This is a genomic window from Alcanivorax sp. (assembly GCF_002726155.1).
GTDB lineage: Bacteria > Pseudomonadota > Gammaproteobacteria > Pseudomonadales > Alcanivoracaceae > Alcanivorax.
Window position 1 is genome coordinate 31,060 of the sequence record NZ_PBSH01000017.1, and the last position, 15,386, is coordinate 46,445.

The following is a 15,386-nucleotide window of genomic DNA, read 5'->3' on the forward strand; positions in this document are numbered from 1 at the left end:
CATTGCCCGCTGTCGCGCCACCCTTTGTCTGGACCTGAATACATGGATTTCAAGGCTATCTATGCCGTCGTCGATGACGACTTCGAGGCGGTGAACCAGTTTATCAGTCACCACCTGGATTCCAACGTCCCCCTGATCCGCGAAGTGGGCGATTACATCATTCAATCCGGCGGCAAGCGGCTACGGCCGCTGATCGCCATTCTTTGCGCCCGGGCCGCCGGCTATCAGGGCGATCGCCACGTGGATGTGGCCGCCATTATTGAGTTTCTGCATACCGCCACCCTGCTCCATGACGACGTGGTGGACGAGTCCAACCTGCGCCGCGGGCGCCCCACCGTCAATGCGGTGTGGGGCAACGCCGCCAGCGTTTTGGTGGGCGACTTTCTGATTTCCCGTGCCCTGCAACTGATGGTTGCCCTGCGACACCCGCGCCTTCTGGACATTTTCTCCCAGAGCACCAACACCATTTCCGAAGGGGAAGTGCTGCAACTGATCAACGTGCGTGACCCCAACACCAGCGAAGAAAACTACATGCGGGTGATTCATCACAAGACCGCCAAGATGTTCGAATCCGCCGCCGAAACCGGCGCCGTACTGGGCGCAGACGAGATCAGCGATCATGTGGACGCCTTTGCCACCTACGGCCGCCACCTGGGCATCGCCTTCCAGTTGATCGACGACGTGCTCGACTACCAGGGTGACGCCAGCGAACTGGGCAAGAATGTGGGCGACGACCTGGCCGAAGGCAAACCCACCCTGCCACTGATCTACACCATCGCCAACGGCTCCCCCGAACAGGCCACGCTGATCAAGGATGCCATTCGCAGCGGCGGGCTAGAGCATCTGGAACAAATCGTTGAAACCGTTCGCGCCAGCGGCGGTCTTCAATATACGGTGGACAAGGCGGCAGAGCAGACCCGCATTGCCCTGGCGGCTATCGACCATGTGCCCGCCTCACCGTACAAGGATGCCCTGTTCCGCCTGGCGGAAGAGTCATTGAAGCGCACCTACTGAGCGTACCGACCCACTAAGGAGTTCCCATGCTGCGTGCAGCCCTGATTTTGACCGCGACCACCCTGTTTGCCGGTTGCGCCCTGAGCCCACAAATGATCAACGTAACCCCCAAGGCGGACGTTGAAGCAGCCAACATCGGCCAGAACCAGCCGGTGCAGGTTATCGCCGTGGATTCCCGCGACCAGAGCGCCTTCGGCACCCGCGGCGGCGTCTACAAGGAAACCGCCCTGGTTCAGCCCGCCAATGACGTGAAAGCCGCCATTGAAGACGCCGTGCGCAAAGGACTGCAAACCCAGGGCTTTAACGCCTTCAACGCCGGCGCCGACGCCACCCGCCTGGAAGTGCGCCTGGAACAGCTGGACTATGTGCCCGAAGAAGGCTCGGTGGTAAACGAAGTCACCCTGTCGCTGACGCTTCTCGCCGAAGCCACCCGTGGTGATGTGGTGCATACCGGCACCTACAAGAGCAGCGTGGTCCACGACCTGCCGCTCACCCCCACTGCTGACCGCAATCAGGCCATGGTCAACGAGATCCTCAGCGGCGCCATCACCCGCATGCTGAACGACCCCGAGATGCAAGGCTTTCTGGCTGGCAACGACAACCCCTGATGCCCAATAATCGCGTCGTCATCCATTATTGCAGCAGGGATCCCCTGCATAACTCCTTGCGTACTCAGGCTTTCAGGCTGGTTCGCAATCTAGGCGCAATTGTGAAGGTGTGTGTCGACCCATCGAGAAATTGCAACAACGAGTGCGAGCCAGCCTGAAAGCCCCGCAGGGCGTGACCTGAAGCGCGCATCTGCTGCCCTTTGCCGCTTGAAAAGGAAACCACCCTTGCCTGCGCGACAAAGAACAACAGCTACGCACTTCAGATCACGCTGAGCATGCAAGGAGTTATACAGGGGATCCCATGCAACTGGCTGCTTCGTAGCGGCTGGTACGCGCAGGAACTGCTGTCTACCTTCAGCGATGAACTGGATGAAGTGGCCCTGCAACCGGGCACCGGCGGGTCGTTCTGGGTTGAAGCCAACGGCCAGCAGATCTGGGAACGCAAACAGGACGGCGGCTTCCCGGAGATTACCGAGCTAAAACGGCGGGTGCGGGATGCAGTCTGCCCGGAGCGGGCACTGGGGCATATTGATCGCAAGAACGCCTGACGATACTGGATATCTAATCGCGCCGCAGGAGCATCGCTGGCGGCGACAAAATAACCGGAGTATCGAGTTGCGAGAAACGAGTTTCGAAAAGCAACCCCAAAACACGATACAGCCTGATGGAACCGGCTACTCATTCTCCGGCCGCACATCCACTTGCGGCTCTTCACTGCCAAACGGCACCGCCACCGTAAACAACAACGGCTGGCAGCATACCTGGCAATCTTCCACGTATTCCTGCTCTTCCACCGAAGGATCCACCAACACCTCGATGGACTCCCAACAATGTGGACACTGGACTGTCACTGGCAGCAATCCGTCCATTAGGCCTTCCCTGCCGCTGGCAAGGTTAACCGGGCAATCCAGTCAGGCACCTGGTCGCCCACCCAGGGCTCAGGCTGACCCTGACCCCAGACCGGCCCGGGCCAGCAAGCGTCACCCTCAAAGCGGGCAATAATATGAATGTGCAGCTGCGGCACCATATTGCCCAACGCGCCAATGTTGATCTTGTCTGCGCCGGTCACCTGTTCAAGCTGGCCAGCCAGCGCATTCACCTGCGCCAGCAACGCCTGCTGCTCATCCTCAGGCAAATGATGCCATTCGCGCAGTCCGTCCCGCTTGGGCACCACAATAATCCAGGCAAACCGCTGATCGTTCATCCATCGCAACCAGCAAAGCTCTGTTTCTCCCAGAGCCCGGGTGTCGGCAGCAAGACGGGGGTGAAGCGAGGCCATAATCTCTCCTTAAATAACGCAACCCATGGCACCACATGCCACATGGCCGGATTCAACGCCAAACCAGCGCGAACCTACCATCCAGCCTACGGCTCAGGCGCCACGCTATGGGCGATAATCTGAGGGACTCCGCGCGGTCCAGCGGCGGAACGCGCGGGCGAAATTCGATGCATCGGAATACCCCAGCGTCATCGCAATCTCGTCCACCGTTTTTTCCGACTGAGTGAGATATTCCACCGCCAGCCCTTTGCGCAGCCCATCCAGTACCTCCTGGTAACTGGTACCCAGCTGTTGCAGCTTGCGCTTCAGGGTCCGCGATGACATATGCAGCTCGCCAGCCACCTCCTCCACCCCGGGGAAGCGGCCGCCACCGCCCAGAATGATGCGCCGCACCTGCCCCAACAACGGCGGCGGCAGCTTGATGCTGGCCATTTCCTGTTCGCACTGGTCCGCCGCCATTCTCGCCAGGCGGGGATCCGCAAACTGCAGCGGGTACTGCATCCGCTCCACCGGAAAACGCATCTGGTTATAGGCACAATCGAAATACACCGGCACCGGCATCACCGGGCGCATACGCGCGAAATAGTCAGGCTCGGGGTAGGAAAAACGCAACTCGCCAATCACATCCAGCCCCGGCACCAGCTTCTCGCCCATGAAATGGAAACTGGAGAACAAGCTCTCCATGATCAGCGGAGCCAAGTCCCCCAATGCCAACAGCTCGTTGATCTGCATCACGGCCATGTCGCCATCGGTAAAGGTTTCCAGCTGCACCAGGGTGCTGCGGGTACGGAAATATTTCACCGCCAGCTCCAGCGCCTCTCCCAGAGTGGCACTGCTCATGGCCGCATAGCCAAGAAAACCATGGGACGACAACGTCATGGACGCGCCCAGCTCCCAGCCCAGCCAGGGCTCACCGGATAACGCCATGGCCCGTGTCGCCACCACTTCAAAATCCTGGGCGGTGATGCGCGCCTGGGGATCACGCCAGCAACCGGGTTCAATACGAGTATCTGCCAGCAACGTTTCCGTGGCCACACCGCGCCGGGACAACACATCCAGCAACAACGCCAGATATTCTGCTGATACGGAGTACTCCGTCGGGTCCATTTTTAGAATTGTCATGACTGCATTCCGATTACGCTACACTGGCCCCAAATGACCGAATAGGCCACCATAGCGTCACCGCGCTGCAGAGACAAGTAACTCTCGTTTACTTGCCAACAAACCAAGCGCTTGGTAGGTTTCATGTTTATCTACATACAGGCTCGGGAGAGAGCAGCATGAGCACAGCATCACTAAAAGGGAAAACCCTGTTCATCACCGGGGCCAGCCGCGGCATTGGCAAGGCCATCGGGGTACGCGCCGCGCGCGACGGTGCCAACATCGTTCTGTTCGCCAAAACCACAGAACCTCACCCGAAACTACCCGGCACCCTGTACACCGCCGCTGAAGAGATTCGCGAAGCCGGTGGCACACCGCTGGTCTGCGTAGGGGACATTCGTCACGAAGACCAGCTTCAGGCCGCCGTGGATAAGGCTGTCGCCACCTTTGGCGGCATTGATATCCTGGTCAACAACGCCAGCGCCATTGCCCTCACCGGCACCGAAGCCACCAGCATGAAGTCCTATGATCTGATGCATCAGATCAACAGCCGCGGCACCTTTCTCGCCAGCAAGCTGTGTCTGCCCCACCTGCGCAAGGCGGAGAATCCCCACATTCTTAACCTGTCCCCGCCATTGAACATGACTCCACACTGGTTTGGCCGTCATGTGGCCTACACCATGGCTAAATACGGCATGAGCCTGTGTGTGCTGGGAATGGCCGATGAATACCGGGGGAAAGTCGCTGTGAATGCGCTGTGGCCGAAAACCGTCATCAACACCGCCGCCGTGCAGAATCAACTCGGCGGCGTACCGGCGGTGCAGGCAGCTCGCCAGCCCTCCATCATGGCCGATGCCGCCCACGCCATCCTGTCTCGCCCCATGGCCAGCGCCTCCGGGCGGTTTTTCATTGATGAAGAGATTCTGAGAGAAACCGGCACGACGGATTTCAGCCCGTACCGGGTCGACCCGGCACTGGAAGACAACCAGCTGCTACCAGATTTTTTCCTGGACTAGACAGGCCAGACAACAGCACAGGGCCGGCTTGCAGGCAGGGGTTACCAAAATTGTCACTTGCTGCCGCCCCCCGCCCGCCGCCCTGTGCCCTTTTTCATAGCAAATTTTTAAGTCTTTGTTATGAAAAGAGAAAATTAGCAGTCCGCGACTGGCACAGTTCTCGCTTTATTGATCCCAAACCCCAGGGAACAGTGCCATGAGCAAGATACTGACCTTACACAAACACCGCCCAGAAGCGGCCCTTCAGAACCTGAACCGGCTCACCGGGCTGGATTTTCAGAGCTGGCCGGAATCGCTGATCGACAACGGTGACGCCACAGTGCGCCCGCAGGACAGCGAAGACACGGACAGGCCGGCCACCCCGCAACGCGTCAGCCGACAAGGCTGACACAAGCCTTTAGGCAACCGACTGTACGGAACGCAGAGTCAGTAGTTGGAAATCAACTTGTCGGAAGACTTCAGTGCCGCACCGCGCCGCTGCATGAACAGCTCCTCCACCACATGGGTCATGGCGGGGTCCGCCAGACGCAGGGAAATCTGCACCTGCTCCACCTCGGCGCTCAGCTTGAGTCGGATTGACCCGGACAGCAAAGCACTGCCCTCACCGCCCACATCAGCCGTATCCACCAACACCGCCTTGTCATTCTTGTTATCAATATAGCGCACCAGCAGCTGCACCTTGCCCGGTGAACCCGCGATACGCACCCAGGACGCCACATTGAACTCGGCCTCCCATTGGCGAGCACGGGCCGGGCGGCCATCCGCCCAGATTCGGGAGGGCACCTTGGCGATAAACTTTTCAATCATGTCGCTCTCTCTAAGCCGGTACAGTCTTTTTTGCCAGTGTACGCATGAGACGAAATCCCGACCATGGTCGGTTTGGCGTACTGACTTTGATGGATATCACACCTTGGAACTTCGCCGTCACTTTCCTCATGTCTAATTGTTAGACAGTTACGGCCCGCTCTACCCACGAGAATCCTTACTCTTTGTCCACGCAGCGCGACAAACGTTGCAGCGAAATTTTTTCTTTTTCACCGGACAACGTTAAGGAACGATCGAAATGGGCGAACTGAAAGATCTCCGCGAACAAAGCGAATCTCTGGTAAACCGTGCCAAGGAACTGGGTAACAAGCTGTACCTGGCTGGTCTGGGCGCCTACGAAAAGGCTGAAGAAGGCTCTGAAGAGCTGCTCAACAAATACGTCGAAAACGGCTCCAAAGCCTTTGGCGACGACGCCGAGAACAAGCCTAAAGCCCTGCTGGCTAGCCGTGGCGCTCTGGTTGCCGCCCGCGAACTGCTCGACAGCGCGCCGGAAAAACGCCAGGCCCTGTACGAAAAGCTGCTGGAAGCCGGCAAGAAAGAGCGCGGCGAGAAAGCCGAAGAAACCAATGAGTACCTGCTGGCTGGACTGGGCGCTGTTGCTACGGCCCGCGAAGAAGGCGAGAAACTGTTCAACGAACTGGTTTCCACCGGCGAAAAACGCGCCTGATTCTGTTTGACCGTTAATGCTGTAAACCGTGTTGTTTTAATTCTGCTTACTCTCCTTTTGGGGCCCCGATTTGGGCCCCTTTTCTTTGCTCTCCCTCTCACAACCGCCACCCATCTCTTCTGGCACTATCGCACCTTGTGCCCACGCCTTGCATGGCGCTAGCCTTGACACAATCGCAAACATAACAAGAAACCCCACGAGGTTTTATCATGGCCGACGACCGTCGCCGAAAACGCCCCACCACCGCTACCGGCCGACTGTTCCGGCTCACCGGCATGACCACCTCTATCGCCACCCGCGTGGCGGGCCATCAGGTCAAGGGGCTGTTCCAGTCGGACCAATCAAAAGCCGCTGACCGGGAAAAGCTGCTGCAACACATCGGCAAGGAAGTGGCGGCGACGCTTGGGGAAATGAAAGGCGCGGTCATGAAAGTCGGCCAGATTGCCTCACAGATGCAGGACATCCTGCCCGCCGAAATCAGTGATCAACTGAAAGTGCTCCAGAACGCCTCCGCCCCCATGCCGTTCCATGTGATACGCCGGCAACTGGAGCGCGAACTCGGCGCGCCACTGAACGAATTATTCACCCGGTTCGATGAACAACCCTTTGCCGCAGCCTCCATTGGCCAGGTGCACTATGCGCTGACTCCGGACGGCGCCGAGGTAGTGGTAAAAGTGCAATACCCGGCGGTCAAGGAATCCATTGATTCGGACATGAAACACCTACGCCGCATTCTACGCCTGGGCAGCTTGCTGAAAGTGGATGAAGCAGCACTGGATGCGGTATTCAGGGAAATTCGCAATCAGCTCCATGAGGAGCTGGATTACCGGCAGGAAGCCAATAACCTGGAGCATTTTCAGGTCTTCCACCAGGACCAGCCCTGGCTGGTGATCCCCCAGGTTTTCCCCGCCCTCTCCAGCGAGAAGGTGCTGACACTGAGCTACGAAACCGGCACCCCTCTGGACCAGGTGGACGATGCCCACGGCTTCGACCAGAGCACCCGTAACCAGTTGGGCGAACGACTCTTCGATGCCATCGGCCAGCAAATCTTTCAGTTACGTGCAGTCCATTGTGACCCTCACCCGGGCAACTTTGCCTTCCGCCCGGATGGCACCATCGTGATCTACGACTTTGGCGCGGTAAAACGCCTGCCCGAGCAGGATGCCGAATTGCTGAAACGCCTGGTGCGCACCGCCATCAACAGGGAATGGGGCGCTCTGGACACCCTGCTACTGGAGCTAGGCGCCCGCAAAAAAGATACCCGGGTCAGCGATGGTTTTTATGCCGTCTGGATCGAGCTGTTGCTGCGCGCCTTTGATGACGAGCCCTACGATTTCGCAGATTCACAGCTGCATACCGACATCATGCGTCAAGTGAAACGCACCCCGCTGGAGCAGATGCTCAAATTCCAGCCCTCATCGCGCAGTCTGCTAGTCGAACGGGTCATCAGCGGGCATTACTGGACCATGATGAAACTCGGCGTGAACACCGCATTCCGTCCCAACCTGGAAAAAGCGATCAACGCAGCAGCCCCCGGAGATTAAAGCCCGCCAACAGGCAGCCCCAGCCACCACAAAAAAGCCCCTCACTCGGAGGGGCTTTTCGTATCCTTGTGTTGGCTACGGCAATCAGAACGCGGAACGCAACCCCACGCTGATACCGGAAATTTCTTCTTCATCGGTATCCACATAGCGCATGTATTCGAGGTTGGCGCCAACGGTATCGGTAATATTGAAATCCAGTCCCGCACCATAAGACTCGTCTTCAAACGTTTCGGTATCGCTGAAGGAGTAATCTACACCGGCTACCGTACCATTGGCCGACACCTTGCCTTTCACCTTGGTATAACCGCCGATGACATACGGGCGAATTGTTTCGCCAATGGGCGCGCCGAGCTTCACGTACCCCCCGTACAGGTGGTCCATTTCGAAGTCCGCGATACCTTGGGAATCTTCATCAAACCCCAAGCCACCACGCGCTTCCAGCGCCAGAAAATCGGTAAACTCAAACCCGGCACTCACCGTGGCCGAGTCAATTTTCAGGGTGTCCGTGTCAAACTCTTCATTGTCGTACTGAATCTGGCTGTAGTTACCACCAATGTAAGGACCGGCCGCAAACGCACCCGGAGCAGCAATCAGTGAACAGGACAGAACCAGTGCATTACGCATAATGACTTTCATACAGGACTCCTTTTCCGTTAAGTCACCCATTTCGAGACGTTGTTTGTCGCACAGTTCCAGTGACTACGGTAAATTCTGTAAAATGAATCAATAACACCAACTCCGTATCCACATAACAGTGATAACAGGATCGGGAATGACACAGGGATTCGTCATCTTCAGGCAGGGGATTGCCAGCCTTTTGCTGCTCGTGCTGGCCACGTCAGCCCACAGCCTGACCCTCACCGACAACCAGGACAGCTACCAGGCGTCCCTCGGCATGCAATGGCTCGCCGATAGCCAGCACGCCTATAGCCCGAAAATGGCCCTGCAGGCCTTTATCGATGGCGAAGGCGAAGAAATTCACGACAAGTACCCTTCACTGGGCTTTCGTGAAGGATTGCAGTGGTTTCTGGTACCGATCGACAACCAGAGCCAACAGGCCTTGTGGTTTGTCCGGCTGGGACGCCCCCATCTGGACTATCTCGACCTCTACCTGTTCGACCGGCAAGGCACACGGCTGTGGCACAACCGCCTTGGTGATCGCGTTCCCTTCGACACCCGCACCTTTGCCCACAATCACCTGGTGTCCACCCTTGATTTGCCGGTGAATGCGCAACGTTATCTACTGCTGCGTGCCCAGGGCGACAATGTCATTGAGCTGCCAATCTCGCTGATGTCTCCCATCGCCTTCAATCAGCAAGACACCCAGGTGTCCATTTTTCATGGGCTGTATTTCGGCGCCATGGTGGCCATTTTCCTGTTCAACCTGCTGATATTTGTCTCCATCCGGGACCGCAGTTACCTGCTTTATGTTCTCTATCTGGGCACGTTCACCCTGAACCTGTTTACCCGGGAAGGCCTGAGCTATCAGTGGCTCTGGCCCCAGGCCACGCTGTGGAACCATTACTCATTACCCATCCTGAATCTGCTCACGCTGGCATTTTCCATTCTGTTTACTTGCCAATTTCTGGAGCTGAAAAAGCGCGCGCCCGCCATCAACCGCTGGTTGGTGGCCACCGCCAGCGTATTGGCGCTCTTTGCACCGCTGACTCTGGTCAATTTTCATTTTTTCATCCAGGCCAGCACCGCCGTTATCCTGCCCTGGCCGCTTATCGCCATCGCCCTGTCTATCTGGTTGATCCGACAGGGCTACAGCCCGGCCCGTTATTTTTTGCTGGCATTCACTGCCGTGGCACTGGCGACCACCGCCTATATTCTGAAAACCTTTCAGCTTATCGATGGCGGCTGGATACTGGAAAACGTCATGCAGCTTGGCACCTTTACGGAAGCGCTGTTGTTGTCGTTTGCGCTGGCCCATCGCATGACCGTATTGAAAAGCGAAAACGCGCGCATTCAGCGTGAAGCCAACGAAGAGCTGGAGCAGCGCGTCACCGAACGCACCGGCGAGCTGAACGCCGCACTCAGTGCACGCAGCGAATTTCTGGCAGTCATGAGCCACGAAATCCGCACACCACTAAACGGCATTATCGGCACCGTGGACATGCTCAAGGGCACCCCCCTGGATGATGACCAACGCCACAACCTGAACGTGATTGAACAGTCCGGCAACAGCCTGCTAAACCTGATCAACGACATTCTCGATTATTCCCGTATCGAAGCGGGCAAAATGCCCATTGAGCAAACCAGCTTTAACCTGTTTAACCTGATCAATGAATCCCTGGCCCTGTTCCAGCACAAGGCGCACGTTCACTCCAACACCCTGACCCTGGAAATTGCCCCTCACGTGGGTGAACGCTGCCTTGGCGACCCGGTGCGGCTACGACAAATTCTGGTAAATCTGGTCAGCAACGCAGTGAAATTCACCGACAACGGCACCATCACCGTGCGGGTACAACGGGACTCGGACAACGCGGATTACGCTTTTTTTGAGGTACAGGACAGCGGCATCGGCATCTCCGAAGAACAACAACGCCGACTCTTCGATCACTTCCAGCAAGGCGACAGCTCCACCAGTCGACGTTATGGCGGCACCGGCCTAGGGCTTGCCATTTGCCGTCAACTGGTAGAGATCATGGGAGGAGAAATCGGTGTGGACAGCCAACCCAAACAGGGCTCGCGCTTCTGGTTCCGGCTCCCCATCCCATCCACGGAACGTGCCGATACCTTTACCTCGGAACCCGTCGCAGACAGCCTGCCAGGCCTGTCCGGCAGCCGCCTGCTGATCGTGGACGACAACCACATCAACCTGATGGTGGCCGAAGGGCTGTGCCAGAAGCTGGGCTACGAGACGGAAGTTGCGGAGAGCGGGCTGGAAGCGATCGCCGTCTTGATGTCCGCAGAACATCCCTTCGACCTGGTACTAATGGATTGCGAAATGCCGGACATGGACGGCTTTGAGACCTCGCGGGCAGTGATCAAGCTTCAGCAGGAAGGCCGCCTGCCCTGGGTGCCCATTATTGCCCTCACAGCCCACGCCATACCGGACAAGATCCATGCCTGCCACGATGCGGGCATGATCGGGCATCTGGCCAAACCAGTGAACCTGGCACGCCTGCAAACCACCTTGCGGCAAATCCTCCGTGATGGCGGGACACGGCCGCCAAAAAAACCGTAATGACTAATCCCTGAATAACACTATGCTAGCAACCTGCTAGTTCAACCCCTTGAGCAACGAATCCACAATCCGCTCAAGATCGTCCAACGACGCACACTGGCGCGCCAGCCGGCAGTGGGGCAAATAACGATCCATCACCGCATCGCCACTGTTCCAGCGCGAGCGAGCTTCCGGATTCAGCCACCAGACCTGCTTCACCCGCCGACGAATTTGCTGCAACACCTCCGCACCTTCCGGGAGATAATTGTTGCGGGCATCGCCGAGAATGATAACGGTGGTGTGGCTATCCAGCTCCCGCTCGCAACGGCGCCAGAAATCCGCAAACATTTCGCCGTAATCGGTACCACTGCCAGAAAGGCGATCCAGCACCCGCCCCACCGCCACGTCCGGGCTGTAGCGTTGAAAATCCTCGCTGATTTCATCAAACCGTGATGCAAACGCGAAGCTGCGCACCCGTGGCAGCACATCATTCATGGCGTAGAGAAACTGGAGAAGAAAGCGGGCGGCATCACTCACCGAGCTGGAAACATCACAAATCACCATCACCCTGCTTTTCTGCACAGGCCGCTGGCGCCAGTGCAATCGGGCAGGAACCCCATCGTGACGAATACCGGCCACCAGGGTCCGCCGGGCATCCAGCATGCCGCGACGACTTCTTTTCATGCGCCGCTGATGCAGGCTGGCCAGGCGTCGAGCCATGCGACGCACCAGGGTTTTCACTTCCTGGAATTCACGCAAGTGGCGGAACGGCACCGCGCGCATGGTTTGCTCGCGCAACGCCCGGCCCTTGCCGGCACCGTGCAGCAGAAACTGGCGGCGCACATGGTCGGCGGCCTGCTCACGCACCTCCCGCCGCCACTGACGCAGTGTTTCCGCCCGCACCTGCCGCGTCGCATCGCCCTGATCCAGTTGCAGAATACGGTCGTCCACCGCACCCATGCCCATGTTCATCAGCAAACGACGGGTGTACAGGCCCTGTTGGGTAATCACCTCCATCTGGGTGAAATCCATTTGTGCCGCGGCCTCGGCCAGCCGCTGGTCCAGCTCGGCAGGGGTTTGTGTGGTCAGGTCGGGAGTATCGCTCTCTGCGCCATCCCCCGCCTGCCCGTCATCCACCTGCGCAGCCGGGTCGCCCGCACCCTCTACAGGCGCCGGCATGGCGCTGTCTTGCGGTCCGGCCGACGCCACGCCGGACGTCACCGCAAAGAAACGTGCAAAGGTTTCCTCAAATGCAGGGCGATCCTCTTCGCGCTTCACCAGCGTCATCGCCAACGCATCATGGAAGCGTTGCCGCCCTTGATACCCCACCAGCGCCGCCGCATCCATGCCTTGGGTGGCCTCATCCGGCGATATCCGCAAGCCCGCACCACGCAGCGCCTGCACAAATTCTGAAAGGCGACGAACCGGCATCAGCGTTTGCCCAGTTTGCGCAACCAGGCAGGCAACAATTCCCGCGCCAACGTCACGTCCTGCTCGGTCTTCAAAACCAGATTGAGCGTATCCGCCACCAATTCCTGCTCCAGCGAATCCGCATGCAACAACACCAGGGCCCGGGCCCAGTCCAGGGTTTCGGAAATGGCCGGCAATTTTTTCATGTCCTGCTCGCGCAGGTACTGGATAAACGCCACCAACTGGTCACGCAGACGCGCATCCAGATCTGGCACTCGTGCCGCCACGATATTCGCTTCCAGCTCGGCTTCGGGATAGGGAATATACAAGTGCAAGCAGCGGCGTTTGAGCGCATCGGACAGCTCACGCTGGTCGTTACTGGTCAGCAACACCAGGGGCTGATGGCGAGCCTTGACCGTGCCCAGCTCGGGAATGGAAATCTGGAAATCTGACAACAGCTCCAGCAGAAACGCCTCGAACTCCTGATCCGCCTTGTCGATCTCATCGATCAACAGTACCGCCGGTTCCTCACTGCGCAACGCATGCAACAAGGGGCGCGGCTCCAGGAAGGTTTCACTGTAGAAAGCCTCACCCAGGTCGCCCAGGCGATCCATGCTGGCTTCCAGACTATCCGTATCGGCCAGCATGCCACCGAGCTTGTCACGCAGCAGTTGCGTGTACAGCAACTGCTTGCCGTACTTCCATTCGTACAGCGCCCGGCTTTCATCCAGCCCTTCATAGCACTGCAAGCGGATCAGCGGCGCCTCCAGAAATGCGGCGGCAGCCTTGGCCAGCTCGGTTTTACCGACGCCCGGCGGACCTTCCACCAGCACAGGCTTATGCAGCTGCGCCGCCAGGTACACCGCCAGCGCAATGCGCTCACTGCAAATGTAGCCCTGCTCGGAGAAGCTGCGAATAATGTCTTCGACGGAGTCGATACGGGTTTTCATGGACACTCCTGACAACCTTGCCAAGGCACAGCGAGAGCCGGACCTTGCCTGAGCCAGACAGAGTAACGCAGAGCACGACGGGAGACACTGGCCAACCACGACACAACACCGACCGGAAACGGCGGCATGCCAAAAATCAGCGAAGAAGAAGGATCAATAGACGGGCACAGAACGGCTCGTCCTGTGCATCAATGCAGAATGATGTTATCCGCCAGCACCACAGGGGCGATCTCGCTGACATCCTCCACAATGGGATCGCCATCCATGCTCGACACATCAAAACGGGCCGAGGTGACATCGCCATCAATCATGTCGGGAATGGCATCGAGAAAGGCGTCCACATGCTCGGAGCCAAAATGGATTTCCAGCGCATCCAGGTTTGACCACTGCTGCCACACCATGATCACCCTGGGCGCATCCGCCTGCAGATAGACCTCGTAGGCCAGACACCCTCGCTCTCCCCGCGACGCACTGGCAAGCGCCTGCACCAGCTCCAATGCCTGGGGCTGTTCGTCTTCTTTCACGGGAAAGGAGCCTTTCACTATGATCATTGAGGGTCACTACGCTGGGAAAACGACCATTGTAGCACAATCGCGCTGCGACTGCCGGCCCTCCCTGTCTTCAGCGCGTGGCCCCGACGGCTACACGCTATCGCAAAACTGCACTGAGTCGGAGACAGGCACCCGATCTACGCGAGCCCTGTTCGCCGCGACATCCGGGTCCTCGTACCCAAAGCTGATCCCCAACACGATGGCCGTGCTGGACGGAATCCCCAGCATTTCCCGCACATCGTCGGGATAATAACGCATGCTCCCCTGGGCACAGGCGCCCAACCCATAGGCACTCATCGACAGCAGTAATGACTGCACATACATGCCCACATCCAGACCCACGGTGACACCGAAGTCCCGCTCCATGCCGATAAACGCCACATGGGGTGCATCAAACAACTGGAAATTACGCAGCTCTGCACGCTGGCGACCGGGGCGGTCTTCGCGGGCAATACCCATACTGCCGTATAGCGCCATGGCGCAATCCACCTGCCGCTCCCGGTACACCCCCTCGAAACGGGGCAGGCTGTCGTAATCCGGAGCAAAAGGAACGCCCTGGGTAACCTTCTCCACCATGCGCTCGCGCAGCGCATCACGCACGGCACCGGAAGCCACCCACACTTTCCAGGGCTGGATATTGCAGTTGGAGGGGGAGTGCTGGGCGAGTGAGAATACCGCGTCCAGCACCTCGCTGGGCACCGGTTTATCGGTAAAGCCGCGTACCGAGCGGCGCTGGATCATGGCATCAGCCAGGGAAATATCGTGGGCGGTCATCAGGGGCTCCTGTCAAAACTCGCTCCGAGTCTACCGGGGCAAGAGGACAGACACGATGACCGTAGCGATCAGGCCGCTTGTTCGGACGCGTCACGCATGGCCTGGCAGATTTGATCAATCACCGGTGCCGCCAGCTCCATGCGGCCGTCGCAGCCATCCACCCCAAAGCGCCGGGCACAGTCAGGGCAAAGCACGTTGAACACCAGTTCATCACCGTGATTGCGGGCCGGCAGCACCGCCCACTTATCAAGCCGGGCCTGCTGACCGATACGGTGGTAATAATCCAGATTCACCTCACCACCGGGTTCAAAATCAAAGGTGACAGGACAACGGCTGCAATTGAGCCACATGTCATACAGCGCAGCGGCGTCGTACGGGTCCTTGGGATCGAAAGGCATCGCCACCTCCTGTGGCAATCGGCGGCAACGTTGCGGTATTAACGTTGCTGAGTTAGCGACCCTTTTTAGTGCATTTT

General features: G+C 58.4%; 18 protein-coding genes. 8 read left to right on the top strand and 10 right to left on the bottom strand.

Annotated elements, in window-relative coordinates:
• The first annotated feature begins 42 nt into the window (after window positions 1-42).
• From CL546_RS05165 to CL546_RS05175, 3 genes are all read left to right on the top strand, one after another.
• Window positions 43-1,014 (top strand): polyprenyl synthetase family protein, encoded by a 972-nt coding sequence (locus CL546_RS05165; protein ID WP_290493421.1) that lies wholly within the window; start codon window positions 43-45, stop codon window positions 1,012-1,014.
• Between the two features lie 26 nt (window positions 1,015-1,040).
• Complete coding sequence (locus tag CL546_RS05170) at window positions 1,041-1,622, top strand: YajG family lipoprotein (protein WP_290493423.1); 582 nt, start codon at window positions 1,041-1,043, stop codon at window positions 1,620-1,622.
• A gap of 275 nt (window positions 1,623-1,897) precedes the next feature.
• Window positions 1,898-2,170, top strand: a complete 273-nt coding sequence (locus tag CL546_RS05175; RefSeq protein ID WP_290493425.1) for an Rdx family protein — start codon at window positions 1,898-1,900, stop codon at window positions 2,168-2,170.
• Window positions 2,171-2,296: 126 nt separating this feature from the next.
• Here CL546_RS05175 and CL546_RS05180 read toward each other — a convergent pair whose 3' ends face one another.
• From CL546_RS05180 to CL546_RS05190, 3 genes are all read right to left on the bottom strand, one after another.
• Window positions 2,297-2,491 (bottom strand): CPXCG motif-containing cysteine-rich protein, encoded by a 195-nt coding sequence (locus CL546_RS05180; protein ID WP_290493426.1) that lies wholly within the window; start codon window positions 2,489-2,491, stop codon window positions 2,297-2,299.
• Window positions 2,491-2,901, bottom strand: coding sequence for an HIT domain-containing protein (locus CL546_RS05185; protein ID WP_290493428.1), 411 nt, complete (start codon window positions 2,899-2,901; stop codon window positions 2,491-2,493). The genes CL546_RS05180 and CL546_RS05185 overlap by 1 nt, the downstream gene beginning before the upstream one ends.
• Before the next feature lie 105 nt (window positions 2,902-3,006).
• The gene (locus tag CL546_RS05190) at window positions 3,007-4,023 is read right to left on the bottom strand and encodes an AraC family transcriptional regulator (RefSeq protein WP_063537251.1); all 1,017 of its coding nucleotides are present in this window, start codon (window positions 4,021-4,023) and stop codon (window positions 3,007-3,009) included.
• A gap of 158 nt (window positions 4,024-4,181) precedes the next feature.
• Here CL546_RS05190 and CL546_RS05195 point away from each other — a divergent pair, with 158 nt between their 5' ends.
• Together CL546_RS05195 and CL546_RS05200 are read left to right on the top strand one after the other, a co-directional pair.
• Window positions 4,182-5,018, top strand: a complete 837-nt coding sequence (locus tag CL546_RS05195) for an SDR family oxidoreductase (protein WP_290493430.1) — start codon at window positions 4,182-4,184, stop codon at window positions 5,016-5,018.
• A gap of 196 nt (window positions 5,019-5,214) precedes the next feature.
• On the top strand, window positions 5,215-5,406 hold the full coding sequence (locus CL546_RS05200; protein WP_290493432.1) for a hypothetical protein: 192 nt from the start codon (window positions 5,215-5,217) through the stop codon (window positions 5,404-5,406).
• Window positions 5,407-5,444: 38 nt separating this feature from the next.
• On the opposite strand, the gene CL546_RS05205 is transcribed toward CL546_RS05200, so the two are convergent.
• Complete coding sequence (locus CL546_RS05205; RefSeq protein ID WP_007148508.1) at window positions 5,445-5,825, bottom strand: hypothetical protein; 381 nt, start codon at window positions 5,823-5,825, stop codon at window positions 5,445-5,447.
• A gap of 256 nt (window positions 5,826-6,081) precedes the next feature.
• On the opposite strand from CL546_RS05205, the gene CL546_RS05210 reads away from it, so the two are divergent.
• Entirely contained in the window at window positions 6,082-6,510 is a 429-nt protein-coding gene (locus CL546_RS05210; protein ID WP_290493434.1) for a phasin family protein, read from the top strand.
• A 209-nt stretch (window positions 6,511-6,719) separates the two neighbouring features.
• The gene (locus tag CL546_RS05215; protein ID WP_290493436.1) at window positions 6,720-8,054 is read left to right on the top strand and encodes an ABC1 kinase family protein; all 1,335 of its coding nucleotides are present in this window, start codon (window positions 6,720-6,722) and stop codon (window positions 8,052-8,054) included.
• A gap of 84 nt (window positions 8,055-8,138) precedes the next feature.
• On the opposite strand, the gene CL546_RS05220 is transcribed toward CL546_RS05215, so the two are convergent.
• Window positions 8,139-8,690, bottom strand: a complete 552-nt coding sequence (locus tag CL546_RS05220) for a porin family protein (RefSeq protein ID WP_290493438.1) — start codon at window positions 8,688-8,690, stop codon at window positions 8,139-8,141.
• A gap of 136 nt (window positions 8,691-8,826) precedes the next feature.
• On the opposite strand from CL546_RS05220, the gene CL546_RS05225 reads away from it, so the two are divergent.
• Window positions 8,827-11,247 carry a hybrid sensor histidine kinase/response regulator gene (locus CL546_RS05225; RefSeq protein WP_290493440.1) on the top strand — a complete coding sequence of 807 codons (2,421 nt, stop codon included), beginning with the start codon at window positions 8,827-8,829 and terminating at the stop codon, window positions 11,245-11,247.
• A gap of 36 nt (window positions 11,248-11,283) precedes the next feature.
• Here the strand turns inward: CL546_RS05225 and CL546_RS05230 are convergent, their stop codons facing one another.
• The 5 genes from CL546_RS05230 to CL546_RS05250 all read right to left on the bottom strand — a co-directional run bounded on the left by CL546_RS05230 (window position 11,284) and on the right by CL546_RS05250 (window position 15,309).
• Window positions 11,284-12,657, bottom strand: a complete 1,374-nt coding sequence (locus CL546_RS05230; protein WP_290493442.1) for a vWA domain-containing protein — start codon at window positions 12,655-12,657, stop codon at window positions 11,284-11,286.
• Window positions 12,657-13,586, bottom strand: coding sequence for an AAA family ATPase (locus CL546_RS05235; RefSeq protein ID WP_290493443.1), 930 nt, complete (start codon window positions 13,584-13,586; stop codon window positions 12,657-12,659). Before CL546_RS05235 ends, CL546_RS05230 begins: the two co-directional genes overlap by 1 nt.
• A gap of 188 nt (window positions 13,587-13,774) precedes the next feature.
• The gene (locus CL546_RS05240; RefSeq protein WP_290493445.1) at window positions 13,775-14,137 is read right to left on the bottom strand and encodes a putative quinol monooxygenase; all 363 of its coding nucleotides are present in this window, start codon (window positions 14,135-14,137) and stop codon (window positions 13,775-13,777) included.
• Window positions 14,138-14,227: 90 nt separating this feature from the next.
• Window positions 14,228-14,911: a nitroreductase gene (locus CL546_RS05245; RefSeq protein ID WP_290493447.1), complete on the bottom strand. Its 684-nt coding sequence runs from the start codon at window positions 14,909-14,911 to the stop codon at window positions 14,228-14,230.
• A 68-nt stretch (window positions 14,912-14,979) separates the two neighbouring features.
• Window positions 14,980-15,309, bottom strand: coding sequence for a hypothetical protein (locus CL546_RS05250; RefSeq protein WP_290493449.1), 330 nt, complete (start codon window positions 15,307-15,309; stop codon window positions 14,980-14,982).
• Between the last annotated feature and the right edge of the window lie 77 nt (window positions 15,310-15,386).